Origin of the sequence: uncultured Ruegeria sp. (assembly GCF_947489545.1) — a bacterium.
In the GTDB taxonomy this organism is placed as follows: Bacteria; Pseudomonadota; Alphaproteobacteria; order Rhodobacterales; family Rhodobacteraceae; genus Ruegeria.
In genome coordinates, this window is the sequence record NZ_CANLDZ010000014.1 from 69827 (window position 1) to 96063 (window position 26237).

Genomic DNA, 26237 nt, shown 5'->3' on the forward strand with positions numbered 1-26237 from the left:
ATGCGCCAGGATCCGACAGCGATGGAGGATACCTGGCTGGCCCGGGCAAAACGATTGCTAGCGCTGGCCGAGACCGGCCAGCACTTCACCAAAGACCCTTTTGATCGCGAACGCTATGACGAGATTGCCCAGATGGCGCGTGCCATGCTGGCCGATCTGGGCCGTGTGCCCCTGTCGCGGATCGACGGGCTGATTTCCGAACACGCAGGTGGCTATGCCACGCCCAGCATCGATATTCGCGGCGCGTTGATCAAGGATGGGCGTATCTTGCTGGTGCGCGAGCGGAGCGACGGGAAGTGGGCAATGCCGGGCGGATTCGCAGATATCGGCAGCTCTCCAGCAGAAAACATTGAACGCGAAGTTTGGGAAGAGGCCGGGCTGCGTGTCCGAGCGCGACACCTATACGCGCTGCGGCATAAGGCGCGGCATCCCTACCCGGCAGATGCGCGGGATTTCTACAAGCTGTTCTTTCTATGTGACGAAGTGGGCGCAAATGTTCCGCAGACCGGGACAGAAACAAGCGAAGTTGCGTTTTTTGCACTCGACGCGTTGCCGGACTTATCACTAACGCGAAACTTGGCACGTGATATTGAAGCTGCGCTCGAAGCGCAGCGATCAGTACCAGTTGAAACCTGCTTTGATTGATCGCCTGCTGAAACCCAAAGTGTTGTTCTGCACCTATGCAGTTTTGATCTTCGCGGCCTATATGCAGCCGCTGGATCAATCGTTGTTCACCCCTAATCTGGTTGGGAATACCCCTCCACCTTTTTTCGTTGGATTGTATCTTGCAACTTGGGTCGCACCGAGCCTGCCCGCGCTTATTGCCCTCCTGACCCAAGTTGGGTCGCGTCAGATTCCGTCGGTTTTCGCAAAGTTGTTCACTTTTCTATTGGTTGCCGCTGGCCTCTGTTTGACGCTTGCTGTTGGAGTCTTTTCACTGTTTTCGGACACGCAGATATTGCATGGCCTAACCCTGACCATTGCCGTCGCCTCCAGCATACTTATTTGGTCAGGGGACGATGGAAAGCCCCGGCCTTCACGTGTGGCGAAACTCGGGATATCGGTGTCGACAATCGCCGCGCTCTGGAGCCTTATGACCGTTCCGATGATCCTAGGCCAGGCACGTTTTATTGCCGATGGATCGACATACTGCATTGCCCATCATTCGCGGAATTCCCCGGTCGAAACACTGCACGAACTGCGTGGATTCTCATTTTATACTGAGAAGACCGGTTACAAATCCACGTCGGAATGGTTCTTTCACGGTCTGATGATTGTCGATCACCTTGAAGGTCAGAAGTTCTACAACTGGTCTCCCAGAAGATGGCGGTTCGATCTAGTAGCTCGCCCGAACTTACTATTCGAACCTGTCAGTAACGTCTGCGTTCCAAATTGACTTCTACTGCGCCGGGTGCGACGGCAGATCCGGCATTGGGACCCAACGGGGCAATTCATCGGGTGAGACCGAAACATGCAGCTTTTCTGAACGGTCCCGACCCATTTTTCGGTGTTTGCGCAGCAGGAAAATCTTGCCCCAGCCCCGCCAAGTTCCAACGGAAGGTGCGGCTGCCGAGGTTGGAAAGCGGTCGCGCCAGCCTTCGGGCAGCGGAAGGCCATGCCGTTCCGCCTTGTCCAGCATCCAGATCAGGGAAATGTTGCTGAGCGGGCGGGCGTTTTCGAACCCGTTCAGTTGCCCACCGACATCGCCATGGGTCCCACGAAACCAGACCTGTTCGACATGGCCCTGGAAATCCGGCGTACAAGTCCAAAGCACTGGCTCGTAAACCTCGCGGGTCTCATCCAAGGCCATGGCGTGATACCCGTGACGCGTCGCAGGGCCCAATTGGTGGTTGTGAAAGGCATGGCGTCCCTCGGCCCAGCGCCACAGCAGCGGCAGGCGAAGGCCAAGCGCCTTGACCGTGTCCCAGACACCAACCATCTCGATCGCCACATCCTCATGGCAGAACCGACGACGGAATTCGAGAGCCGCCGCGCTGCCCGTGTTGCATTCATAGTGCCGATAAGCCTGCTTGATGTTGCGTTCTGTCGCGTGGTCAGCCTTGAGCAAGCCAATCATATCGATGACGCCAGCCAAGCTACGAACACCATAAGCCCCACGAGAATAGCCGAAGAAGTAAATCCGGTCGCCGGGTTTGTAGCGGGAGGCCAGATACCCATAGGCGCGGCGGATCTGTCGGTTGATTCCACGCCCCATCATTACGTCGAGCGAGGACTTCCAGCTTTCCCACTGCACCCCGGATTCATAAAAAACCGAGACTTTACTGCCCATCTCACAACTCAGACGCAGGGTTTGACCGGCATGTGTTTCAAAGCCGGGTTCGAGCGTGGACATCGTGCCATCAAGGATGATCACATGGCTGACCGGTTCGCGATGCCGCGTCTCGGGTGAACGCTCGGACCGCAGCGGCCGCCCAAGCCATCCCAGAACCTTTCTACTTAGCCGAGACAGAACCATTATTCAGCAATTCCCATACTTTGTGTGGTGTAAAAGGCATGTCCGCCTGTCGCACCCCATAATCCCAGAGCGCATCCTGAACCGCATTTGCCACCGCAGCCAACGCACCGACGGTCCCGGCCTCACCACAGCCTTTCATTCCCATCGGATTCGAGGTCGACGGAACCGGCGCCGAGGTAAACTTAATCATGGGTACGTCGGCAGCGCGGGGCAAGGCGTAATCCATGAACGAAGCCGTGAGCAGTTGTCCATCTGCATCATGCACAACCCGTTCCTGCAAGGCCTGACCGATGCCCTGAACCACCCCGCCATGGACCTGTCCTTCGGCCAGCATTGGATTGATAAGATTGCCAAAATCATCCACGACGATATAGCGATCCACTGCCACCTCACCGGTGTAAGAATCAATCACGACTTCGGCAACATGTGCCCCGTTCGGATAGCTGCGCGCATCCAGGTTCGCACGCGCCTCGTGCTGCAGCAGGTCGGTACGGCCATCGGCGCGCGCCATATCGGCGGCTTCGGTCAAGGTGGGCGTCAGGTTTGATCCAGACGCGCGGAAGGTCTCATGGTCGAAGGTCATATCATTTTCCTCGACCCCCATCTTATCCGCAAGGTAGGGCATGAATGCGGCAATCATTTTGTCGATTGTCACTAGCGTCGCAGTACTTTGAACCGTCACCGAACGGGATCCACCCGTGCCGCCCCCATGTGTCAGCCGATCACTGTCGCCCTGCACGATGGTGACCCGATCGACGGGTATGCCGGTCTGGTCAGACAGGAACTGGGCATAGACCGTTTCATGGCCCTGCCCGTTCGATTGTGTCCCGACACACAGGTTCACCGTTCCATCCTCACAAAACTCCACTTTGGCGTTTTCAGAAGGGTCTCCCAAAATACTTTCGATATAGTAACACAGGCCCTGCCCACGGATCAGGCCACGCTCGGCGTCTTCGGCTTTGCGGGCCTGGAACCCTTGTGTCTGATCCCCAGCAAGGCCAAGAACCATATGAAAGTCACCCACATCGTAGGTTTCGTCTGTCGCCGTGTTGTAAGGGAAGGCGTCGGGTCTGATGAAATTCTTACGCCGCAACTTCCATGGATCGACATCCAGTTCGCGCGCCGCCCGGTCAATCACGCGTTCCAGGACATAGATCGCCTCGGGCCGACCCGCGCCCCGATAGGCATCGACCTGTGTGGTGTTGGTGTAAATCCCTTCAACGCGCAAATAGGTGGTCTGGACGTCGTAAACACCCATCAGAACCTTGCTGAACAGGTTGGTCTGGATCGCCTGCCCAAAATGGCTGTTATATGCGCCCAGGTTGCATTTGCTGTGAACCCGGTAGGCCGTGATCTTGTGGTCTTCGTCAAACGCCAGCTCGGCTAGCGAGGTCAGATCGCGACCATGATGGTCGGACATCATCGCCTCGGACCGATCCGACATCCAGTGAACGGGTTGGCCCAGTTTCATCGCTGCAACGGCGACCGAGAAGTATTCGGGATACGGCATCACCTTCATGCCAAACCCCCCGCCAACATCAGGGGTCGTGACCCGGATGTCTCCGAGATCAATCCCCAACTTCTGGGACAGCTGCGCCCGCATCGCCCAGACACCTTGCCCGCCGTAGGCAAAGTGCAGTCGCCCATCTGCCCAATTGGCCTGACAGCCACGCGGTTCGATCGAGTTGATGATCACTCGGTTGTCCAACACGTTCAGCGCCACGGTATGGGCAGCCGATTGAAATGCTGCCTCGGTCGCAGCCTCATCACCCATGCCCCAGTCAAAGGCGCGATTATCGGGAGCCTCGCGATGCAAAGGTTCCCCGCCTGCTGCCAGATCGAGTTTGGCGGGCAGGTCTTGTGTGTCCATCCAGATCTGTTCCACCGCATCCTGCGCCTGAACTTGCGTTTCAGCGATCACCACGGCCACGGGTTCGCCCACGAACCGAACACGTTTGTCGGCCAGCATATGGCGATCGGGGGCCGCCGCTTTTGTTCCGTCGCGGTTGTCGACAATAGCGGCATTCAAAACCGTATCGATGCCGGCCTCAACCAGATCCTCCAGCGTCATGACCAGCCGCACACCTTCTGCAGCACGTGCGGCATCGAGATCTAGAGAGGTGATTTCGCCATGAGCCACCGTGCTGCGAAAAAAGGCCGCGAACAGAGCATCTTCCGGCACATCGTCATCCATATAGTGGCCTTGCCCGGTCAGAAACCGTTGATCTTCGGTCCGTTTTACAGGTTGGCTTTTACCGAATTTCTCCACGGGGCACCCCTTCTGCACGATCTTTGGGCGAGCCTAGCCCGCGCGATTGGGATGTCCAGACGCAGGCCGGGAAATTCGTTTCCCTAGGCATCCAGTTGGGCTAGCCTGAGCCCTATGACCTGGACACATGATACCGTTTTCCCGTTCACCGCCCCCCTGACCACGGGGATTGAGACCACCCATGACGTTTACGTTGGCGGCGAAGGTCCCCCCATCATGATCCTGCAGGAATTGCCGGGGATCGGCACCGAGACGCTTGAACTTGCGCAGCGACTGAATGCGTCCGGTTTTCGGGTGTATCTGCCACATCTGTTTGGCACCTTTGGCAAAACAGAAACCGCAAAGAACTTTGCCCGCCTGTTTTGCGTCCGGCGTGAGATCAATATGTTTCTGAAAGGTCGCGAAAGCCCGATATCAGGATGGATGCGGGCGCTGACCCGCGACATCCGAGATCGCGAAGGCAGCAAGGGTGTGGGCGTTATCGGCATGTGTCTGACGGGCAGTTTCGCCCTGACCCTGATGGCCGAGGATGCGGTGCTGGGTGGCGTGGCCAGCCAGCCTGCCTTGCCGCTGCTGGGCGGTGACAAGCTGCATATGAGCAAACATGACATCGGTGAAGCCTCGTCAGGCATGACCGCGAAAGGCCCCGCCCTGGCCATGCGATATGCCGAAGACAAGATGTCGCCTCAGCGGTTGATGCATGCGCTGGAAAACGCGTTTGGTGGGCTGGTGCAAACGGTCGAATTCCCCGGAAAGGGTCATTCCCTGTTGACGCTGCATTTCCACGAACCTGCCTATCAGAAGGTCGACACGTATTTCAAAGCGCGCTTTGGGATGACCTGAGCGCATAGTCGCCCTTCCCCTTCCCGCAACCATTCGCTATTGCAGGCGCTGACCCGAATTTGTTGACGCAGGACGCATCCTATGGCGATGGAAAAGACATTCAACGCGGCTGACGCCGAGGCCCGTATCTATAAGGCCTGGGAACAGGCCGGAGCCTTCAAGGCAGGCGCGAACCGCTCACGCGACGAAAGCTTTACCATCATGATCCCGCCGCCCAATGTGACGGGCGCATTGCATGTGGGGCACGCGTTCAACAACACGCTTCAGGATGTTCTCATCCGCTGGCACCGGATGCGCGGGTTCGACACGCTGTGGCAGCCCGGTCAGGACCATGCGGGCATCGCCACGCAGATGCAGGTGGAAAAGATGCTGGCGGCGCAAGGCAACGAAGGTCGGCGGGAACTTGGGCGCGAGAAATTCCTTGAGAAAGTCTGGGAATGGAAGGGCGAATACGGCGGCACGATCATCGAACAGCTCAAGCGTCTGGGCGCCAGCTGCGACTGGTCGCGCAACGCTTTTACCATGGCGGGCGCGCCGGGTGACCCGCGCACAGGCCACGAGAACTCGGCGAACTTCCATGACGCGGTCATTAAAGTCTTCGTGGAGATGTACGAAAAAGGCCTGATCTATCGTGGCAAACGGCTGGTCAATTGGGACCCGCATTTCGAAACCGCGATCTCGGACCTTGAGGTCGAGAATATCGAAGTCGCCGGGCATATGTGGCACTTCAAGTACCCCTTGGCCGGTGGTGAGACATATGAGTATTTGGAAAAAGATGAAGATGGGAATGTGATTTTCCGTGAAGAACGGGATTACATCTCTATCGCAACGACGCGCCCCGAAACCATGTTGGGTGACGGCGCGGTTGCGGTTCATCCGTCAGATGAACGTTATGCGCCAATCATTGGGAAACTGTGTGAAATTCCGGTTGGCCCGAAAGAGCATCGCCGTCAGATTCCGATCATCATCGATGACTATCCCGACCCCGATTTTGGTTCGGGCGCGGTGAAGATCACCGGCGCGCATGACTTCAACGACAACATGGTCGCCAAGCGCGGCGGTATTCCGATGTATCGCCTGATGGACACGCGCGGCGCGATGCGGGCTGATGGCGCGCCTTACGCCGAAGAGGCCGACAAGGCGCAGGAATATGCCCGTGGTAAGGACTTCACCGAGAGCGAGATCGACGCGATCAACCTGATCCCCGATCACCTGCGCGGCCTCGACCGGTTTGAGGCGCGTGCCAAGGTCGTTGAAGAGATCACCGCCGACGGTCTGGCCGTGATGACGCGCGCGGACAATCCGGTTTTGGGCACCAAACTGGGTGAGGATGATGATCCCGCGGCGCTGGTGCCGCTGGTCGAGAGCAAACCGATCATGCAGCCCTTTGGCGACCGCTCGAAAGTGGTGATCGAGCCGATGTTCACCGACCAATGGTTCGTGGACGCCGAAAAGGTCGTTGGACCCGCTCTGGACGCAGTCAAGGATGGTACGGTCAAGATCATCCCCGAGTCGGGCGAGAAGACCTATTACCACTGGCTGGAAAACATCGAGCCCTGGTGCATTTCGCGTCAGCTGTGGTGGGGGCATCAGATACCTGTTTGGTATGGGCCGCGCGTAGTCGACATTTCCGACGAAGACGTAAATGGTTGGGAGTTCGACTACCTCAACCCAGTACATTTCTGTGCGCCGACGCTCGACGAAGCTAAGTCAAAGGCGATGGAGTATTACTGCGCAAACGCTGGACCGGATGCTAGATGGGTTGGCGAAGCACAGGACGCAGGCCATGCTCACGACATTGGCGACGAAGCTGGATACATGCTTCCCGTTGCTTTGTGGCGCGACCCCGACGTCCTCGACACATGGTTCTCCTCCGGCCTCTGGCCCATCGGCACGCTGGGCTGGCCCGAGCAGACCGAGGAGCTGGAACGCTACTTCCCCACGGACGTTCTGATCACCGGCTTCGACATCCTGTTCTTCTGGGTTGCCCGGATGATGATGATGCAGCTGGCCGTGGTCGATCAGATCCCGTTCCACACCGTCTACCTGCACCAGCTCGTCCGCGACGAGAAGGGCAAGAAGATGTCCAAGACCACCGGCAACGTCATCGACCCGCTTGAGATCGTGGACGAGTTCGGCGCCGACGCGCTGCGCTTTACCAACGCCTCGATGGCAGCAATTGGTGGCGTGCTGAAACTGTCCCGCGAACGCATCACCGGCTATCGCAACTTCGGCACCAAACTGTGGAACGCCGTCCGCTTTGCCGAGATGAACGAGGTCTTCACCGATGCCGTGCCGCAACTGGATGTCGTCGATCTGAAACCCAAGGCCGCCGTGAACCGCTGGATCATCGGCGAAACTGCCCGCGTGCGGGAAGAAGTCGACGCTGCATTGGAAAGCTATCGCTTCAACGACGCGGCGAACGGGCTTTACGCCTTTGTCTGGGGCAAGGTCTGCGACTGGTATGTGGAGCTGTCGAAACCGCTGCTGCAAGGCGATGATGCCGAGGCACAGGCCGAGACCCGCGCCACCATGCGCTGGGTTCTGGATCAGTGCATGGTGTTGCTGCACCCGATCATGCCCTTCGTCACCGAAGAACTCTGGGGCCTGACCGGCAGCCGCGCGAAAATGGTCGTCCACGCAGACTGGCCGACCTACGCCGCTGCCGACCTGATCGACCCGGATGCGGATCGTGAGATGAACTGGGTGATTTCGGTGATCGAAAACACCCGCTCGGCCCGCGCGCAGATGCGGGTTCCCGCTGGCCTCTATGTGCCGATGCTCGTGACCGAGATCGACGGCAATGGCCAAGCCGCTTGGGACCGCAATGAAGCGCTGATCAAACGACTGGCGCGGATCGATAGTCTGACAAAAGCAGATGAGTTGCCCAAAGGCACCATTTCGATCGCCGCACCCGGCGCATCCTTCGGCCTGCCGCTGGCGGATATCATCGATATCGGTGCCGAAAAGGAACGGCTGGAGAAAGCCAAGGGCAAGCTGGCTAAGGAACTCGGCGGTCTGCGCGGTCGTCTGAACAACCCGAAATTCGTGGCTTCGGCCCCGGAAGAGGTTGTGGCGGAAGCCAAAGCCAACCTCGCCGCGCGCGAAGAGGAAGAGGCAAAGCTGAACGAAGCGCTGGCCCGTCTGGCTGAAATCGCCTGATCTTCATCTTTTTCCAAGTACACAAATTCCAAACCCCGCCGCTTTTGCTGGCGGGGTTTTCTGTTCCCCTGACGCTTTTGACCTTGTTTCTGACAGCTTGCGATTGTTAGCAAGTGCGGGTGGCAGTTTCGAGGGCGTGATGGCGCAGACCTTTCCTCCGATGCAAACCGTCTCAACCGGGCTGGTAGTGGCGGTTGTGGGCTTTTTCAGTTCCTTCCCCATTGTCCTGCAGGGGTTGGGCGCGATGGGTGCGTCACCGTCCGAAGCCGCCTCGGGCCTGATGAGTGCGGCCATTGCCATGGGTCTGGCAGCCGTCGTTCTAAGCCTTTGGTACAGGCTGCCGATCAGCGTGGCGTGGTCAACGCCCGGTGTTGCCCTGCTGGCGGTCTCAGCGGCGCCAGCCGAGGGGTTCTCGGGCGCCATCGGAGCCTTCCTGTGTGCCGGTGCGCTGACAGTCATGGCCGGGCTGTGGAAGCCGTTGGGGCGGCTGGCCGCGGCAATCCCCACGACGCTGGCGCAGGCGATGCTGGCCGGGGTGCTGATGCCTCTTTGCATTCTACCTTTCAAAGCAGCGGTTGAGATACCCTGGCAGGCGCTGCCTGTGATCCTGACATGGTTCATTGCCGGACGGTTCAATCGACTATTTGCGGTTCCCGCTGCGGTCATCGCGGCAGCAATAGTCGTTATTCTCAACGCAGGGGGCGCAACGATCATGCCCGAGCGTCTGGTGGCGGCCCCGATCTGGACACCCCCGACATTCACACTGTCCTCGGCCATCGGGATCGGCGTGCCGCTGTTTATCGTTACGATGGCAACTCAGAACATCCCCGGCATCGCCGTCATGCGCAGCTTTGGCTATGCACCGGCTACAGGCAGGCTGTTTTCAGCCGTCGGCGGAGCCAGCCTTTTATCGGCTCCGTTCGGCGCACCCGCCACCTGCCTTGCCGCGATCACCGCTGCGATGTGCTCCAATGAAGACAGCCACCCTGACCCTGCCCTGCGCTATTGGTCCGCGATCATGGGCGGTGTGTTCTACTGCCTGTTCGGCGTCTTTGCCGTGGCGATCACAGGCTTTGCCGCCCATGCCGACCCGCTGTTGATGGGAACATTGGCAGGGGTTGCGCTGATCGGTGTGTTGGCCAATTCGATCTTTGCGGCGCTTGAAGTTCCAGCAGAGCGCGAAGCCGCGATGCTGACCTTTGCGATCACCGCCTCGGGGATCACGGTGTTTGGTCTTGGGGCAGCTGTCTGGGGTCTGCTGGCCGGTGGAATTGCCTATTTGGTATCGAACCGGGTGCGGTAATTGATTTTAGCGTTGCCCTGAACAGCCCACTCCAACCGGAAGAGCGCAGTACAGTTCTTGAGATGCAGATTGGTAATATACTCGGGGTCTGGCGGATCTTACTGCGTTATTCGCGAGGCACAAACGCCCGGCTAGAAACAGAAACTGAATTTCCGGACGGGTCTTTTGCGTTTGCGAACTGATAGCTGTCTGCCTGGTGAATTGCCCCGAACGTCAAACCTTTCCGTAACGCTTGAGCACAAAACGCCGGAACATCCACCACGTCGAACACCAGCTTAACGGCAGCCTGACCTTCGCGTGCGCCTCTGCCTGCTGGGTGTAACAGAAGACGCGCCCCGCTCGATCCGGGTTTCAACTCGATGATCCGGTCACCTTCTATCTGGCACGCCGTGTATCCAAAGTGAGTCTCGTAAAAGCGCACCGTCTGATCGATACGCTTTGTGTACAAAATTAGCCGCGTGAGGGGCGGTGAATTCATTTGAACTCGGGCGTGCGGCCCTGCATCTGCGCCATCACGACCTCCATCTGATCCGGCTTACCGATTAGTTCCACCTGCTCGGCGGATTCGGCTAGTAGAACTTCGGCGCGCGGTTCAGTTTCAGCAATGTCGATCAGCCGCTTGGCGGCCCGGATGGCCGAGGGACTTTGGTTCGCAATGTTTTCGGCCAGAGCCAATGCTTCGGTTTGCGGGTCATCCGAAAGCTTGGTGACCAATCCCCAGTCTGCGGCCTGCTGTGCACCGATCGGGCGCGCCGTGTAGGTCAACAGGCGCAGCACGTCAGAGCGGACAAGGTGCGGCAGCAGAAGCATCCCACCCATATCCGGGATAATGCCCCATTTCATCTCCATCACCGCCAGTTTGCTGTCCGGATGGGCGATGCGAATATCAGCGCCCAGCGCGATTTGCAGCCCCCCGCCATAAGCCGCGCCCTGAATGGCACAGATCACCGGAACCGGGACGCGTCGCCAGACCAGCGCAAGTTCCTGCATTTCATTAGCGTCTTCGTGGCTGCGAGCCATCAGCCATTCGGTGGGGTCCTTGTGGGCCACAGATGCAAAGCTGGCCATGTCCAGCCCGGCGCAAAAGCTTTTGCCTTCGCCTGATAACACCACCGCGCGGGCGTCCGAGGCGGCAACCTCTTGCCCGGCGGACAGGATCGCTTTGATCATGGCATCATCCAGCGCGTTCATCTTGTCACCACGGGTCAGTGTGACGTGAGCAATGTGGTCTTTGTATTCGACAGATACGCGCGCCATGCAGGCCTCCCAAAGCTTGTTTGTGCAATCATGCCCCAAAAGACGGGCTTAGTTCTACTGCGACGTCAGGGCATCTGGGCCACAGGCATTCGTCCGAACCAGGGCGAATCCAGCGTCATCACATAGAACTGGTCCCCGGCGATCTTGCCGCCGGTCGTAATGCCCAACCGACCATCGGGATCTTGCAATGTCTGAAGGATGGTCCCGTCCCCGTAGAATTGCACCATCATTCCACGATGGATAGCGGCTGGCCGGACCGTCGGCCCCAGCCGCCAAATGATTTTGCGCAGAAACGGGTACGGCATCAACGCCTCGGCCGGCACACGTGGGCTGGCAAAGGCCATCCAATACGTACCATCGCCCTGAGCTTCGATATTGTCCGGATAGCCTGGCAGATTGTCGAGTAGGACCTCTTGCTGACCCGCCTTTGGACCATTGAGCCAAAGCTTATGGACACGTGCCCGGCCAGTTTCGGCGACCAACAGAAAGTCCTCTTCCGGCGACAGCGCGACACCGTTCGTATAGACAAACCCTTCGGCGATCTTTTCTGTGGTTCCATCGGGGCTGTGTTTTGCGACATAGCCGGCGTTTGATTGCTCCCAAATTGTCATGACAGACGTCGGCTTTGTGCCGCCCATGGTTTCGGGATCGAACCGGTCGGATGAGTTCGAGAAATAGACCGTCCCATCCTGTGCCACGTCCAGTTGATTCGCATAGATGACCGGGGCGCCGTTGATATCCGAGACCACGGGTTCCAGCGTGCCCGGACCGCTCCAGCGCATCAGGCCCCGAAAGCTGTCGGCAATATACAGCGCACCGTCAGGGCCGGGTTTCAAGCCCAGTGGCCGCCCGCCCAATTGATCGATTTCAACCGGTTCTGCGCCGTCAATACGGTAAAGGACGCCGGACAGGCTGGTGGTGTAGATGCTGCCATCTGGCAGGACAGCGATATCTTCCGGGCCGATTTCTCCGCCCGGCAAAGAGATTAGGTCCAGCCGATCCAGAGCATTGTTCTCAGCGAAATCGCCAGTGAAACCTTGCGTTTCGGGCGGCTCGTACGCGATTGGTTCAACAGGGATGGGCCAGAACAACAGATAGGCAAGGCCGATGAGAATGAGACCGATGAAATAGCGCATGAAATCCTCTTTGTTTAATTGCCTGCACACTGGCGGCGAATGTCCGGGGGTGCAAGGCTTGCCCCGCCGCCCGCCTTACGATTAGGTGCGCGCATGACTGGTCCCCGATACACCCCGCTTGCCCAATCCCTTCCCGCAACCGTCCCTTTCGTGGGTCCTGAAACGCAGGAACGCCTGCGCGGATCGCGCTTTGATGCGCGGCTTGGCGCCAACGAAAGTGTTTTTGGCCCATCCCCACGGGCGATCGAAGCGATGCAGCAGGCAGCAGGTGAGATCTGGATGTATGGTGACCCCGAGAACCACGATCTACGCCATGCCCTGGCGGATCATCACGAGGTCACGCCCGACCACATCGTGGTGGGCGAAGGGATCGATGGATTGCTGGGGTATCTGGTGCGTCTGGTCGTGGGTCCGGGGGATCCGGTCGTAACCTCGGACGGTGCTTACCCGACCTTCAACTATCACGTCGCAGGATTTGGCGGGATTTTGCACAAAGTTCCCTATTCCGATGACCAAGAGGACCCCACTGCGCTGATTGCCAAAGCCGCTGAGGTTGGCGCCAAACTGGTTTACCTAGCAAATCCGGACAACCCCATGGGCAGCTGGCATCGCGGGGCGGACATCGTGGCGGCGTTGGACGCTTTGCCCGAGGGCTGCCTGATGGTGCTGGACGAAGCCTATGTAGAATGCGCCCCGGACGGCACTGCGGCACCGGTCGCTGCGGATGATCTCCGCGTGATCCGAATGCGCACCTTTTCAAAAGGTTACGGTATGGCGGGTGCTCGGGTCGGTTATGCCCTTGGCGCGCCGAGCTTGATTTCGGCTTTCAATAAGGTGCGCAATCATTTCGGGATGAACCGTGCGGCACAGACAGGTGCGTTGGCGGCATTGCGCGATCAGACCTGGCTGGCCGACGTGCAGCAGAAGATCGGCCAGGCGCGTAGGCGGATTGGTAAGATTGCCGAGGAGAACGGTTTACAGCCTTTGCCTTCGGCCACCAATTTCGTTGCCATCGACTGTGGACGAGATGGGGTGTTTGCCAAGGCTGTTTTAGATGCGCTGGTCGCGCAGGGCGTCTTTGTGCGAATGCCGTTTGCGGCCCCTCAAAACCGCTGCATTCGGGTGAGCTGTGGCACTGAGGCGGATTTGGATGCTTTTGCAGCTGCGCTGCCGGTGGCGCTGTCCGTGGCCGCCGGCAACGCCTGAGTAATGACGGTTAAGGGGGCTGTCTGCCCCCTCTTGGCCTTAAGGCCAATTCACCCCCGAGGATATTTGTAGCCAGATGAAGCGGGGGCGGGTCTTTACTTCCCGCTAGATTTGTCCCGCCAACACGGCCGCAGCGGCATCCAGTGCGCCTGAGCCCCGTGGGATGTTCAGTGCAGCCATGGCCGTTTCAACGCCGCCCAGCATGGCCATAGTCATCTGCCCGTTTACATGGCCCATATGGCCCAGGCGGAAACACCCTGCGGCATCCGCCATACCAAGGCCGATCCCCAACGTTAGACCCAACTGATTTTCAGTGAAGTCGCGCAGGGAGGTCCCGCGTTCTTCGGTCAGACGCAGGGATGTGACAGCATGGCTGCGATATTCGCGGTCAGTGACATTGAGCTGCAATGCCCCCTCGCCAGACCAGATTTCGCAAGCTGTCCAGACCGCAGCGGCCAGATGTTCGTGTCGGGACCAGACATTCTCGATCCCTTCTGCACCGATCATATCCAATGCGGCGCGTAGCCCGTACAAGTGGTGGGTCGGAGCGGTTCCATTGAAATACTGGTAGAACAGTTCGGGATTGGCGCGCGGCTGCCAGTCCCAATATTGCGACACGCGCGGCATCGCCGCCCGTTTGGCCTGTGCCTTATCGTTGAAAAAGACAAATCCGACACCGGGCGGGGTCATCAACCCCTTCTGGCAGGCTGTGACCATAACATCGACGCCCCAGGCGTCCATTTCGAACCGCTCGCAACCCAGCGAGGCAATGCAATCGGCCATCAAAAGCGCAGGATGATCCAGATCATCCAGCAGAGCACGCAACGCGGGAATGTTGTTACGGATTGAACTGGATGTGTCCACATGCACCGCAAGCACGGCTTTGATCTGGCGGTGTGTGTCGGCCCGAAGCGCCTCGGCGATGCGGTCAAAATCCCACGGGGAAGCGGTACCGAAATCCAGTATCTCGACCTCGGCGCCGATGCCTTTGGCCATCTCGGCCCAACCATGGGTGAAGCGGCCCGAGGCCGGGGCCAGAACGGTTTCACCGGGGGCGATCACGTTGGATAGCGCGGCCTCCCACGTGCCGTGACCGTTGGCAATGTAGATCGCCACATCACACTGCGTGCGGGCAACCTGACGCAGATCGGCGGTCAGGGCGGGCATCATCTCGATCAATGCGCCATCATAGATGTTGGGGGACGGGCGGTGCATCGCCTGCAAGACGGCGTCGGGCATGACCGAGGGCCCGGGAATGGCCAGATACTCGCGCCCCTGCGCGAGAGTGGTTTTGTTTGTCATGAGGTCAACCTGTTTGAATTGAGCCCTACCCTAGCGTCGCTAAAGGCGGCGTCAATCCGTCAGCTTTGACGCCTCACGCGCCAGCGATTCTATACCCGCCCAGTCACCACCTTCGACCATCTGTTTGGGCGCGACCCAACTGCCTCCGGCGCAAACCACGTTCGACAAGGTCAGATAGTCGCGCGCGTTCGATGGTGATACGCCACCGGTTGGGCAGAAGCTGATCTGCGGCAGCGGTGCGCTAATCGCTTTCAGCGCGGGCGCGCCACCTGAAGCTTCGGCTGGGAAAAACTTCAGCATGTCATAGCCAAGTTCGAGCAGGCGCATGGCTTCGCTGGCGGTAGCAGCGCCCGGCAGCAAGGGCAAGCCTTCAGCCTCACAGGCCGCAATCAGCGCGTCTGTGGCACCGGGCGAGACGCCAAACTGAGCGCCCGCCTCTTTGGCGGCACGGACATCTTCGGGCGTGATCAGCGTGCCTGCGCCAACAACTCCCCCCGGAACCTGCGACATCGCGCGAATAGCGTCGAGCGCAGCGGGTGTGCGCAGCGTAACTTCGAGCGCGGGCAGGCCACCGGCGACCAATGCCTCGGCTAGCGGACGCGCTTGGGATGCATCATCGACCACAAGGACCGGAACGATAGGTGCAAGGGCACAGATTTCGCGAGTGCGTTGGGTTTTGTCAGACATGAGGCTCAGGCTCCGAATATGCTGGCACCGTTATCGGCCGAGCCGACGGCGTTGCGGAAAGGGGTGAACAGGTCTCGCCCGATGCCGTGCTGATTTGCCGACAGATCGGCGGTCGCAGGAGCTCGGTCCAAAGCCCCTTCGGTGAGGATTTCAAGCTCGCCGTTCACGGCATCAACACGCAACAGATCACCGTCTTGTAGATAGGCGATCGGCCCCCCATCCAAAGCCTCGGGACAGACATGGATCGCGGCAGGAACCTTGCCGGACGCGCCCGACATGCGGCCATCGGTAACCAGAGCCACCTTTTGCCCCCTGCCCTGAAGAATCGACAGGATCGGTGTCAACGAATGCAGCTCGGGCATGCCGTTGGCCTTGGGGCCCTGGAACCGGACGACTACGATTACATCATCGGTGAATTCTCCAGCCTTGAACGCGGCCTTGACTTCAACTTGATCGTGGAAGACGCGGACAGGTGCTTCGACAACCTGGTGTTCAGGGGCGACGGCCGAGACTTTCATCACACCAGTTCCCAGATTGCCGGTCAGGCGCGACAGGCCTCCGGTTGGCTGGAACGGGTCTTTGGCCGGGCGGATAATCTTTTCATTCAAGCTGTGACCTGCGCCATCCTGCCAGACCAGTTCACCTTCGATCAGCTTGGGTTCTTGGGTGTAATTGTGCAGGCCCTGCCCGGCGACCGTCAGCGTGTCGGGATGCAGCAAGCCATCTTCGAGAAGCGTTCCGATTGTGTACCCCAGCCCACCTGCTGCATGAAAATGGTTCACGTCGGCCAGACCATTGGGATAAACCCGCGCCACCAGCGGTACGACCGCTGAAATGTCGGAAAAATCTTGCCAATCCAGCACGATACCACCTGCCCGCGCCATGGCGATGAGGTGGATGAGCAAGTTGGTTGAACCGCCCGTAGCCATCAAACCCACGATACCGTTTACAAAGGCACGTTCATCCAAGACTTGGTAAACCGGGGTATAGCTGTTGCCCAGCGCGCTGAGGGACAATGCACGGCGAGCGCCTTCCTCGGTCAGTGCATCACGCAGGGGCGTGTTGGGATTGATGAAGCTGGAGCCCGGCAGGTGTAGACCCATGAACTCCATCAGCATCTGGTTGGTGTTGGCAGTGCCGTAGAACGTACACGTGCCAGGGCCGTGATAAGCGGCCATTTCCGCGGCCATCAATTCCTCTCGGCCGATCTCACCTGCCGCGAATTTTTGGCGGATCTTGGCCTTTTCATCGTTTGGCAGTCCGCTGGTCATCGGGCCAGCGGGCAGGAAAACGGCAGGCAGATGACCAAAGGCCTGAGCGCCGATCACCAGTCCGGGCACGATTTTGTCGCAGACACCGAGGAACACGGCAGCATCATAGGTGTTGTGACTAAGTGCGACACCAGTGGCCAGAGCGATCACATCGCGGGAGAACAGGGAAAGCTCCATCCCCGCCTCGCCCTGCGTGACGCCATCGCACATGGCGGGCACACCGCCTGCGACCTGCGCTGTGCCTCCGGCGGCCCGAATCGCATCGCGGATCAGACCAGGGTAGCGTTCAAAGGGCTGATGTGCCGAGAGCATATCGTTATAGGCCGTTACAATGCCCAGATTTCCTGCAGTGCCGGTCGCCATCGACTGCTGATCTTCGCCCGCGCCAGCATAGGCATGGGCCTGACCACTGCAGGACAGATGCGCGCGCGCAGGGCCTTTTGACTTGGCCTGTTCCATCCGCTCCAGATGCGGACCGCGTGAGGGCCCGCTGCGGTCGATAATCCTCTGGGTGACGTCGGTAATGACTGAATGAACCATGATTACCCTCCGATCTGGCGCCAGCGGCGACCATCGCGATGCATCAGCATCAGTGCTTCTTCCGGGCCAGAGCTGCCCTGATCATAGCGGGACGGGCGGTCGCCGCGCTCTTCCCAACCATGAATGATGGGATCGACCCAGGCCCAGGCGGCTTCGGCCTCATCCCCGCGCATGAACAGGGTCTGGTCGCCACGGATCACGTCCATGATCAGGCGTTCATAGGCATCGGGGGATTGCGAGTCGTTACCCAGCGCGTCGGCAAAGCTCATGTCCAGCGCAACGTCGGACAGGCGGAACCCGCCCTGCCCGGGTTCTTTGATAGTGGTGCGTAGGGTGATACCTTCGTCCGGTTGCAGTCGGATCACCAGCACGTTGCCATGCAATGGACCGACATTGGGAAAGATCGTGTGAGGTGGGTCGCGGAAGAACACCGCAATCTCGGATTCGCGGGCGCGCAGGCGCTTGCCGGTGCGCAGATAAAACGGCACCCCGGCCCAACGCCAGTTGCCCACATGAACCTTGAGCGCGATGTAACTCTCGGTGCGACTAGCCGGGTCGCCGACATGATCAACATACCCGCCTTCGCCGTTATCGGCCCGGTATTGCCCGCGGGCGATGTCAGCTTGCGCCACGGGTTCCAGCGCTTCGATCACCTTGACCTTTTCATCCCGAACCGCATTCGAGGAGAACTTAGAGGGCGGTTCCATCGCCGTCAGACATAACAGCTGCACAAGGTGGTTCTGAATCATGTCCCGCATCGCGCCGGACTGGTCGTAATACGACCCCCGCCCTTCGACACCTACGGTTTCGGCCACGGTGATCTGAACATGGTCGACATGGGTCGAATTCCACAATGGTTCAAACAGGGAATTGGCAAAACGCAGCGCCATCAAGTTCTGCACGGTTTCCTTGCCCAGATAATGATCAATCCGGTAAATCTGATGCTCCTCGAAACAGGCCCGTAACCCTTCGTTCAAGGCCTTGGCCGAGGCCAGGTCATGCCCAAATGGTTTTTCAACAACGATACGGCTTTCCGGTGTGGCCATTCCGTGATCATTCAGACGTTGGGCAATGCCGGAAAACAGGCTGGGGCCGACCGACAAGTAAAAGGCCCGAACGGCATCGTCGCGAAGCGATTTACCAAGGGCCCTCCATCCTGCATCACCAAGCGCATCGACTGGTACATATTCAACCTGTTTCAAGAACCGATCGAGAGTATCTTTTTTAAAACTCGGCGCAAACTTTTGCATCGAAGCCCGCAACAGATCGCGGAACCCGTCGCTGTCCATGTCAGACCTTGCGGTGCCGATGATACGCGCCTTGTCCGGCATCTGCCCCACTTCAAAGCGGTGATACAGGCCGGGCAGGATCTTGCGTTGCGCCAAATCGCCGGTTGCGCCGAACAATACCAGATCGAACGGATCTACCGGAATTACGCGTGAAACCATCGCCAGGCTCCTTTTGAGGTCACTGCGGTCAGCTTACCACGGTGTTTGCACTGGTGCGAAACACACAAAGCAAGCCATGTTATCGCTAACATTCACTGCGTAAATAGAAAGTAGAGGCGCAAAAATCAAGCACAGTTTCGCGGATGATGCTGTTTTCCAGATCAGGCCTGATTGCGCAGCCACTCCATTACGGCAGGTCGAACGGATTGCTCACCGCGATGGCGAGCATCGGCAATGATCTTGCGGACCTCTTGCAAGTTCGACCGCAAAAGCAAGCTTTTGACTGGACCAATAGACGCTGGGCGCATTGACAGTGAGCGAATGCCCATTGCGGCCAGACACAACGCCTCAACCGGTCGACCAGCGTCTTCGCCGCAAAAACTGAGCGGAGTGTCTGAGATTTCGCAGCGTTCGACAACGCGTTCAATGAAGCTGAGGAAGCTGACATTGAGCGTGTCATAGCGGCGGCGCACCAATTCGTTTTCGCGATCGGCTGCGAAGAAAAACTGCTTTAGATCGTTGCCGCCAATGGAAATGAAATCCACCTCATCAAAAAACTTCTGCGGCGCAAAGCCCAATGAGGGTGTTTCCAACATCGCGCCGACCTCAAGCGTTTCCGGAAGCGCATGACCCAGTCGCTTTTCGCGTTCAATGGTCTTGTTGACCTCCCATCGGGCCTCGCGAAATTCATCTGCCTGCGCCACAAACGGAAACATGATGGTCAGCGGACGGCCGTTTGCCGCGCGCAGCAATGCCTGCAATTGCATCCGCATCACGCCGCGTTTGTCCAGACCGACGCGGATCGCACGCCAGCCCAAAGCTGGGTTCGGCTCGGCCACGTGCTTCATGTAGGGCAGAACCTTGTCAGACCCGATATCCAACGTGCGGAAGACCACACGTTTTTCCCCTGCCGCGTCCAGAACACGTTGATATTGCGTCACAAGTTCGGAACGCTTGGGCATCTTATTGCGCACCAGGAACTGCAGCTCGGTCCGGAACAATCCGACCCCTTCGGCCCCTGATGTTTCAAGAGACGGCAGATCGGCCATCAACCCGGCGTTCATGACCATGTTGATCCGTGATCCATCCTGCGTGACCGTTGGCGTTTCCCGGATCGAGGCATAGCGTTCCTGCGCCTTGGCCTGCATGGCGATCTTGTCGCGAAAGGCACTGACCACGGTATCCTCAGGCCGCAGATGCACAACTCCCTGATCACCATCGACCAGAACATGATCCCCGTTCAGGGCTTCGGTCGTGATCCGGCCCACATGCACCACCAGCGGAATCGCCAGCGCGCGGGCCACAATGGTCGCATGACTGCCGACTGAGCCTTCTTCAAGCACGATCCCTTTGAGCGAGCGGCCATATTCCAGCAAATCTCCAGGGCCGATGTTTCGCGCGATCAGGATCGGGTCTGGCGGCAAGTCGGCACTGTCAGTCTTGCCCTGCCCTGTCAGAATGCGCAGAAGCCGATTGCTGAGGTCATCCAGATCGGCCAAGCGCTCGCGCAGGTAAGGATCTGTAACCTGTCCCATGCGGGCACGCGCCTGAGACTGTTCCTTTTCCACCGCAGCCTCAGCGCTAAGGCCAAGCGCAATGTCCTCTTCCATTCGGCGCATCCAGCCTTTGGAATTAGCGAACATACGATAAGCTTCCAGAACCTTCAGTTGGTCCTTGTCGCCCCCTTGAGAAATTTCCAGCATCTTGTCGACGCCAACACGCAGTTCCTCGACCGCCTCGGTCAAACGTTCGCGTTCACGATGGGGATCTTCGGCAATGGGATTGGTGACAACGACGCGCGGTTCGTGCAGCCAGACATGGCCTTCGGCCGATCCTTCCTGTGCCGGGCCACCGCGCAACAAGACAGATTGCTGGTGAAGGGGCGACAAAGCTGCACCCTCACCAACAAAAGCGCCCAGTTCGGCCATTTCGGCCAGGACCATGGCAACCACTTCTAATGCGTAAATCTCATCGGCAGTAAACTCGCGCGCTTCACGTGATTGAACGACAAGAACGCCCAGCTTCTGACCCAGACGCTGTACCGGCACACCAAGGAAAGACGAATACCGTTCCTCACCGGTCTCAGGCATGAAACGAAACCCCTTGGCCGACGGTGCATCGGCCGTGTTGACCACTTTGCCGGACTTGGCGACACGACCCACAAGCCCTTCGCCCAGACGCAAGCGGGTTTTGTGCACCGATTCCGGAGACAGGCCCTCGGTCGCGCATAGTTCGAGCGTGTCTTCGTCACGGAACAGATAAATCGAGCAGACTTCGCGTTGAATGCTGTCGGCAATCAGATGCGTTATCCGGTCAAGCCGTTCCTGACCGGCGGCTTCGCTCGCCATCTCTTCGCGTAACCGCCCAAGCAGCTTGCGGGATTCTGTTTCGGTGCCGTCCACCATGGCCCAACCAATTTAGTGTGTTAGGCGAGATCCTTGGCTGAGATGCTCAGGCCGCCTTGTCCAGTTCAAAGGCATCATGCAGTGCCTGAACCGCAAGTTCCATGTATTTCCGATCCACTAGGACGGAAATTTTTATCTCAGAGGTTGTAATGACCTTAATGTTAATACCCTCATCCGAGAGCACCTTGAACATTTTCGCCGCCACACCTGATTGCGAGCGCATGCCAATGCCCACAACCGAGACCTTGCAGACATCTTCGTCGGCAACCAGTTCGGCAAAATTCAACTCGCCGCTGTCCTTGATACCTGTTAGCGCCTGCTCTGCCCGTACCACCTGATCAGTCGGGCAGGAAAAGGTCATATCAGTGCGCCCTTCGTCCGAGATGTTCTGCACGATCATGTCCACATTGACGCCCGCATCGCTGAGCGCCGTAAAAATGATCGAAGCGATGCCCGGACGGTCGGCCACCGACACGGCGGTCATTTTGGCTTCGTCGCGGGAATAGGCCACACCGGCCACAACATTGGATTCCATAATATCCTCCTCGTCGCAGACCAGTGTCCCGGCCTCATCGGATTGTTCTTCAAAACTTGAAAGAACACGCAGTTTCACCTTGTTGCGCATCGCAAGTTCGACAGAGCGGGTCTGCAGCACTTTGGCCCCCAGCGAGGCCAGTTCGAGCATTTCTTCGAATGCGATCCGGTCCAGCTTGCGGGCCTTTTCGCAGATGCGCGGGTCCGTGGTATAGACGCCATCCACATCGGTATAGATATCGCAACGATCGGCCCCAAATGCGGCCGCAAACGCGACGGCTGTGGTGTCCGACCCACCCCGGCCCAGCGTGGTGATACGGCCTTCGGGGCTGAGACCCTGAAAACCGGCCACCACAGCCACCTTCATGCCTTCGTCGAATTTCTGGCTGATATTCTCCGTCGGAATTTCTTCGATCCGCGCCTGGCTGTGAGCGCTGGTGGTCAGTAACGGTACCTGCCAGCCTTGCCAGCTGCGTGCGGGCACGTCCATCTCCTGAAGCGTCAGAGCCATCAGACCGGCGGTCACGTTTTCGCCCGAAGATACGACCGCATCATATTCGCGCGCGTCGAACAAGGGTGATGTTTCGTTTACCCATCCCACTAGCTCGTTCGTCTTGCCCGACATCGCCGAAACGATGACGATAACGTCATATCCCTTGGCCACTTCGACGCCAACGCGTTTGGCCGCGCGGCGGATGCGGTCAAGATTGGCAACCGATGTGCCACCGAATTTCATCACGAGTACGGGCATGGGGGCAAGTGTCTCCGCGCCTTGGATTTCTGGTCCCGTGCGTCTTATGCGAGGGGACCCGCAAGGGCAAGGGCGCAAACAGGGCCCGCCTGCAGCGCAGGGCCGCTTTACAATGTGTTGGCGCAGTGCCAGCCTGTCAGCAACAGTTGTTCCAAGAGGTTATTCATGTATCGCTTAGCTATCGCCTTTGCCCTCATCTCGTCCCCTGTCCTGGCGCAGGTTGCAACGCAGGCTGGAACCGACGGTCAAAATGCGTTGGGGACCGTGCCTTGCGCCGCCAAAACAGGCGATCCGTTGCAAAGCTGTAACGCAGAGCTGCGTCGACGCGATGACGGCACAGCGACACTGGCCGTGGCCATTGGAAATGGCGACGTGCGAAACATCTACTTCACTGACGGCGTGCCGGATTCCAGCAGCTCGACCTCACAGCTCACTTATGAGACCCGCGGCGATCTGCTGGTGATTTTCATCGAACCGGGTGAGGTTTATGAAATCCCCAAAGCGGCGCTGAACACTCAGTAAGCGTGCGGTTGCCCGTCATAGGTTTCAAAGCAACCCGTGGCATCCAAGGATAAGGCGTCAAAACGATCGATCAGACCTGTTGCAGCCTGATCGACATTGATGGCAGCAGCTGATCCACCCATGTCCGTTTGTACCCAGCCCGGGTGATAGATGCCCACGGCGATCCCGTCATTTTTGAGATCGGCAGCCAAATTGCGCCCCAGATTCAAAACCGCCGCCTTGGATGCACGGTAGATATAGCTCCCGCCTGGTGCGCGGGTATGCGATGCCATCTGCGAGGAAATAATCGCTATTTTTCCCTGCGCGGCGCGCAAGTTGGGCAGTAGGGACTGAACCGTCAGAAACACCCCCGTAACATTGACCGCAAAGCTTTCGGCCCACATATCTGCCGGATAGCCGTCGATGCTTTGGCCTTTGTCCAGATAAACACCGGCATTGCAGATCAACAGATCGATGGGTTGCCCCTTCAATTGTCCTGCCATAGCCGCTTGCAGTTGAGGGTTTGAGACGTCCAGCCGAACCTGTGCACTTTCATCGCGCGCTGTTCCTGTCACGTCGTCGCCGCGATCACGAAACCGATCTGCCAAGGCCAGCCCGATTCCACGATTGGCCCCGGTGATCACGATATGCATGGCTTAATTTGTCTTCCTACTGGGTACAAACGGAAGCGGAGCAACCGGCACGCCATCTTCCACCAATGCTTTGGCATCTTCGGGCTTGGCTTCACCATAGATTGCGCGATCAGGCGCTTCGCCCAGATGAATCTTACGCGCCTCACTGGCAAAATCCTTGCCGACGTAATCCGAGTTCTCTTCCACCTTGCGCCGCAGCTCGGCCAGAACTTTTTCAACGTCAGGCGCGGGTGTGGCCACAGCAATGTCGCCTGACGGCGGTGACGCGGACTCGAGTTGGGTCTTTTCCGCACGCGCCGGGCGGACGCGCGGTGTCATGATGGCTTTTTCAACCTCATCCGACCCGCAAATCGCGCAGGTCACCATGCCCGCTGCTGCGAGTTTGTCGAAGGCTTCAGCCGATTGAAACCAACTGTCAAATGTATGGCCGTCAGTGCATTTTAATGCGTATTGAATCATTGTCTTTCCAAAACACCGGTTGGCGAATAGATACCGACCGGCTTGGCAATATCAAGACATCCTATTGTCTCATCAGTGCAAAAATCGGGTAAAATTTCGTAAGATGGCTGCAAGATCCGGTGATCGAACCTTTGATGCCGCTTTCTTAGGCGAGCACCATTTGCGACTGCGTTCCGTTTTTTCCGGATAACTCGGTGCCAAAGAGCGCACATATAGCGGAAACACATCCACCACGCATAGTACGATCCCCTGACCTGGACGTTGCTTAAGATACGTGAACTGGCCCAGTTTGTCTGAACTGCATTTGCCTTCTACTCCGGCCTCCTCCCATGCTTCCTTTGCTGCTGTTTCCGCTGGGGTCAGGCCGTTGATCAACCAGCCTTTGGGGACAATCCAGCGACGCGACCGTCTTGTGGTGATCAACAAAACCTCGGTGCGACCACGCTCGATCCGATAACACAAAGCGGCCGATTGCGGCAGAACAGGGCATTTCCTGTTCCCGTGCAGTGCATTTGGCAGAAGCCGTGCATTCATCGCGCCGACACGCCCTTCAATTGGATTCTTTACCTGTTTGCCGGGCCACTTTTGTTGTTCATATTTTGCGGCCGACTACACATTGCATACCATATGATGCGTTTATAGCCAAGTTCGGCCGCCTAAGCAGCTCTGGATCACATGCGGGCAGACAATTTTCGAACCAGTTCGTCATGTGGAATGTCGGCATCAATTGCCAAACGTCGCAGGCCAAAATGGACATGGGCAATCTGTTGATAGTAGCGTGCGTAAACAAAATTGGTTCCGCCTCCGGCCAGCGCCCCTAACACAGGGATGGATTGCGCCGCCAGTTTTTGCCCCAGTACAACTGAAAGCCGCGGTGCGACAGCAGCAATCAGCCTTTGCATCGCCGGGCCGGTCAGTGTGAGGCGCACAGAGAAAAAGCCCAAATCTGCGCCATCATCGTAAGACAACGGGCCAGCGGCGGACAAAACCCGAACGCAATCGAACTTCACGTTTTCCTCTGCTGGATCAAATCCTTCGCGCGCAGCAGCACCCTGGATCGAGCGCAACAGCATGGTCGTTGTTGCAGGCAGTTCAACCAGCGCCGTGGAAACCCCACCCAAGCCCCCGGCCGCACCCATTGCGGTTGTTACAGCGGTGTTGACCCAGGGTTTTTGATCAGGAACCGCCCGTCGCGATCCCTGAGCTGCGTGAATAGCCGCCCACAACGCATGCTCAGTCGCCCCGGTCAGGCCTTGCCGCACCGGATCCGGCAATTGGTCGAGCAGCGATTCTGCTGACCCGCCCAGCTTGTTCAACAGTTTGACACCAGTTCCACCGGCCGAACGATAGTGATCCGCCAACCGGTCAAGCTCCGCCTCGGCATCCACTTTTTCGACAAGAACCATATCGTGCATCTGTGCCCTCCTGCCGGTTAAACATTGGCATTTAGCACCTTCGTTTCAATAGGTCATTGGGTCCAGCGCTTAACCGCACCGCGGACATCGGCCCAGACGCCGGGGATCAATTCCATGCCCAGAACACGGTCGGGGTTGGTCGGCGGTGGCATTTGAACCCCCTGCAACGGTATAAACCCAAATCGCTTGTAGTAGGGCGCATCCCCCACCAACATGACCCTTTGCCAGCCTTTGGCACGACCGGCCTCGACCCCGGCATGGATTAGATAACCACCCAAGCCTTCGCCTTGATGGGTAGGGTGAACGGCAACCGGGCCCAGCAGTAATGCATCATGTTCACCGACATGGACAGGCCAGAAGCGGATGGCGCCAGCCAGAATGCCCTGCCCGTCGCGCGCGACCAGAGACAGGCCCGCCACAGCGGGCACATCATCGCGCAGGCGGTACGAGGACAGCGCCTCGCGCCCAGGGGCGAAGCACAGGTCATAGAGCGCTTCGACCTCCCACCAATCATCCGGCTCTTCCGGTCTGATCCTGAACTGCTGCAACCTGCCCTCTTTTCCTTACTGGAATTCGCCCTAGCACTTCGGTACGCCTTGGGCAAACGCTTGGAGATCAG

Annotated in this window: 23 protein-coding genes; 7 read left to right on the forward strand and 16 right to left on the reverse strand. The window is 58.5% G+C overall.

Annotation, left to right across the window (positions count from 1 at the left end; translation table 11 throughout):
• Together Q1B13_RS17900 and Q1B13_RS17905 are read left to right on the forward strand one after the other, a co-directional pair.
• Nucleotides 1-645 carry an NUDIX hydrolase gene (locus tag Q1B13_RS17900; protein ID WP_299082723.1) on the forward strand — a complete coding sequence of 215 codons (645 nt, stop codon included), beginning with the start codon at nucleotides 1-3 and terminating at the stop codon, nucleotides 643-645.
• The gene (locus tag Q1B13_RS17905) at nucleotides 626-1396 is read left to right on the forward strand and encodes a hypothetical protein (protein ID WP_299800138.1); all 771 of its coding nucleotides are present in this window, start codon (nucleotides 626-628) and stop codon (nucleotides 1394-1396) included. Before Q1B13_RS17900 ends, Q1B13_RS17905 begins: the two co-directional genes overlap by 20 nt.
• Nucleotides 1397-1399: 3 nt before the next feature.
• On the opposite strand, the gene Q1B13_RS17910 is transcribed toward Q1B13_RS17905, so the two are convergent.
• Together Q1B13_RS17910 and Q1B13_RS17915 are read right to left on the reverse strand one after the other, a co-directional pair.
• Nucleotides 1400-2476: a DUF2235 domain-containing protein gene (locus Q1B13_RS17910; RefSeq protein WP_299082727.1), complete on the reverse strand. Its 1077-nt coding sequence runs from the start codon at nucleotides 2474-2476 to the stop codon at nucleotides 1400-1402.
• Nucleotides 2454-4745, reverse strand: a complete 2292-nt coding sequence (locus tag Q1B13_RS17915) for a xanthine dehydrogenase family protein molybdopterin-binding subunit (RefSeq protein WP_299082729.1) — start codon at nucleotides 4743-4745, stop codon at nucleotides 2454-2456. The genes Q1B13_RS17910 and Q1B13_RS17915 overlap by 23 nt, the downstream gene beginning before the upstream one ends.
• Nucleotides 4746-4859: 114 nt before the next feature.
• Between Q1B13_RS17915 and Q1B13_RS17920 the strand changes: the two genes are divergently transcribed.
• The 3 genes from Q1B13_RS17920 to Q1B13_RS17930 all read left to right on the forward strand — a co-directional run bounded on the left by Q1B13_RS17920 (nucleotide 4860) and on the right by Q1B13_RS17930 (nucleotide 10053).
• Nucleotides 4860-5588 carry a dienelactone hydrolase family protein gene (locus Q1B13_RS17920; RefSeq protein ID WP_299082731.1) on the forward strand — a complete coding sequence of 243 codons (729 nt, stop codon included), beginning with the start codon at nucleotides 4860-4862 and terminating at the stop codon, nucleotides 5586-5588.
• Between the two features lie 81 nt (nucleotides 5589-5669).
• A complete protein-coding gene (locus Q1B13_RS17925; RefSeq protein WP_299082733.1) occupies nucleotides 5670-8750 on the forward strand; it encodes a valine--tRNA ligase in 3081 nt (1026 codons plus the stop codon).
• A gap of 97 nt (nucleotides 8751-8847) precedes the next feature.
• Nucleotides 8848-10053: a benzoate/H(+) symporter BenE family transporter gene (locus Q1B13_RS17930; protein WP_299800141.1), complete on the forward strand. Its 1206-nt coding sequence runs from the start codon at nucleotides 8848-8850 to the stop codon at nucleotides 10051-10053.
• A 106-nt stretch (nucleotides 10054-10159) separates the two neighbouring features.
• On the opposite strand, the gene Q1B13_RS17935 is transcribed toward Q1B13_RS17930, so the two are convergent.
• The 3 genes from Q1B13_RS17935 to Q1B13_RS17945 all read right to left on the reverse strand — a co-directional run bounded on the left by Q1B13_RS17935 (nucleotide 10160) and on the right by Q1B13_RS17945 (nucleotide 12446).
• Nucleotides 10160-10531: a VOC family protein gene (locus Q1B13_RS17935; protein ID WP_299082737.1), complete on the reverse strand. Its 372-nt coding sequence runs from the start codon at nucleotides 10529-10531 to the stop codon at nucleotides 10160-10162.
• On the reverse strand, nucleotides 10528-11310 hold the full coding sequence (locus tag Q1B13_RS17940) for a crotonase/enoyl-CoA hydratase family protein (protein ID WP_299082739.1): 783 nt from the start codon (nucleotides 11308-11310) through the stop codon (nucleotides 10528-10530). Before Q1B13_RS17940 ends, Q1B13_RS17935 begins: the two co-directional genes overlap by 4 nt.
• A gap of 65 nt (nucleotides 11311-11375) precedes the next feature.
• Nucleotides 11376-12446, reverse strand: a complete 1071-nt coding sequence (locus Q1B13_RS17945; RefSeq protein ID WP_299082741.1) for an SMP-30/gluconolactonase/LRE family protein — start codon at nucleotides 12444-12446, stop codon at nucleotides 11376-11378.
• Between the two features lie 93 nt (nucleotides 12447-12539).
• On the opposite strand from Q1B13_RS17945, the gene Q1B13_RS17950 reads away from it, so the two are divergent.
• Nucleotides 12540-13652 carry a pyridoxal phosphate-dependent aminotransferase gene (locus tag Q1B13_RS17950; RefSeq protein WP_299082743.1) on the forward strand — a complete coding sequence of 371 codons (1113 nt, stop codon included), beginning with the start codon at nucleotides 12540-12542 and terminating at the stop codon, nucleotides 13650-13652.
• Between the two features lie 105 nt (nucleotides 13653-13757).
• Here the strand turns inward: Q1B13_RS17950 and Q1B13_RS17955 are convergent, their stop codons facing one another.
• From Q1B13_RS17955 to Q1B13_RS17980, 6 genes are all read right to left on the reverse strand, one after another.
• Complete coding sequence (locus tag Q1B13_RS17955; RefSeq protein WP_299082745.1) at nucleotides 13758-14954, reverse strand: aminotransferase class V-fold PLP-dependent enzyme; 1197 nt, start codon at nucleotides 14952-14954, stop codon at nucleotides 13758-13760.
• Nucleotides 14955-15005: 51 nt separating this feature from the next.
• Entirely contained in the window at nucleotides 15006-15641 is a 636-nt protein-coding gene (locus Q1B13_RS17960; RefSeq protein ID WP_299082746.1) for a bifunctional 4-hydroxy-2-oxoglutarate aldolase/2-dehydro-3-deoxy-phosphogluconate aldolase, read from the reverse strand.
• Between the two features lie 5 nt (nucleotides 15642-15646).
• Nucleotides 15647-17452: a phosphogluconate dehydratase gene (edd, locus tag Q1B13_RS17965; RefSeq protein WP_299082748.1), complete on the reverse strand. Its 1806-nt coding sequence runs from the start codon at nucleotides 17450-17452 to the stop codon at nucleotides 15647-15649.
• A 2-nt stretch (nucleotides 17453-17454) separates the two neighbouring features.
• Nucleotides 17455-18900, reverse strand: coding sequence for a glucose-6-phosphate dehydrogenase (zwf, locus tag Q1B13_RS17970; RefSeq protein ID WP_299082750.1), 1446 nt, complete (start codon nucleotides 18898-18900; stop codon nucleotides 17455-17457).
• Nucleotides 18901-19061: 161 nt separating this feature from the next.
• Nucleotides 19062-21305 carry a phosphoenolpyruvate--protein phosphotransferase gene (ptsP, locus tag Q1B13_RS17975; protein WP_299082752.1) on the reverse strand — a complete coding sequence of 748 codons (2244 nt, stop codon included), beginning with the start codon at nucleotides 21303-21305 and terminating at the stop codon, nucleotides 19062-19064.
• Nucleotides 21306-21351: 46 nt separating this feature from the next.
• Nucleotides 21352-22590, reverse strand: a complete 1239-nt coding sequence (locus tag Q1B13_RS17980) for an aspartate kinase (protein WP_299082754.1) — start codon at nucleotides 22588-22590, stop codon at nucleotides 21352-21354.
• Between the two features lie 165 nt (nucleotides 22591-22755).
• Here Q1B13_RS17980 and Q1B13_RS17985 point away from each other — a divergent pair, with 165 nt between their 5' ends.
• On the forward strand, nucleotides 22756-23112 hold the full coding sequence (locus Q1B13_RS17985; RefSeq protein ID WP_299082755.1) for a hypothetical protein: 357 nt from the start codon (nucleotides 22756-22758) through the stop codon (nucleotides 23110-23112).
• Here the strand turns inward: Q1B13_RS17985 and Q1B13_RS17990 are convergent.
• From Q1B13_RS17990 to Q1B13_RS18010, 5 genes are all read right to left on the reverse strand, one after another.
• The gene (locus Q1B13_RS17990; protein WP_299082757.1) at nucleotides 23106-23744 is read right to left on the reverse strand and encodes an SDR family NAD(P)-dependent oxidoreductase; all 639 of its coding nucleotides are present in this window, start codon (nucleotides 23742-23744) and stop codon (nucleotides 23106-23108) included. The two genes, Q1B13_RS17985 and Q1B13_RS17990, sit on opposite strands and share 7 nt — an antisense overlap.
• A gap of 3 nt (nucleotides 23745-23747) precedes the next feature.
• Complete coding sequence (locus Q1B13_RS17995) at nucleotides 23748-24203, reverse strand: DUF1178 family protein (protein WP_299082759.1); 456 nt, start codon at nucleotides 24201-24203, stop codon at nucleotides 23748-23750.
• A 72-nt stretch (nucleotides 24204-24275) separates the two neighbouring features.
• On the reverse strand, nucleotides 24276-24737 hold the full coding sequence (locus Q1B13_RS18000) for an NUDIX hydrolase (protein ID WP_299082761.1): 462 nt from the start codon (nucleotides 24735-24737) through the stop codon (nucleotides 24276-24278).
• A gap of 137 nt (nucleotides 24738-24874) precedes the next feature.
• Nucleotides 24875-25618, reverse strand: a complete 744-nt coding sequence (locus Q1B13_RS18005; RefSeq protein WP_299082763.1) for an EcsC family protein — start codon at nucleotides 25616-25618, stop codon at nucleotides 24875-24877.
• A 53-nt stretch (nucleotides 25619-25671) separates the two neighbouring features.
• Complete coding sequence (locus Q1B13_RS18010; protein ID WP_299082765.1) at nucleotides 25672-26166, reverse strand: GNAT family N-acetyltransferase; 495 nt, start codon at nucleotides 26164-26166, stop codon at nucleotides 25672-25674.
• Nucleotides 26167-26237: the final 71 nt, after the last annotated feature.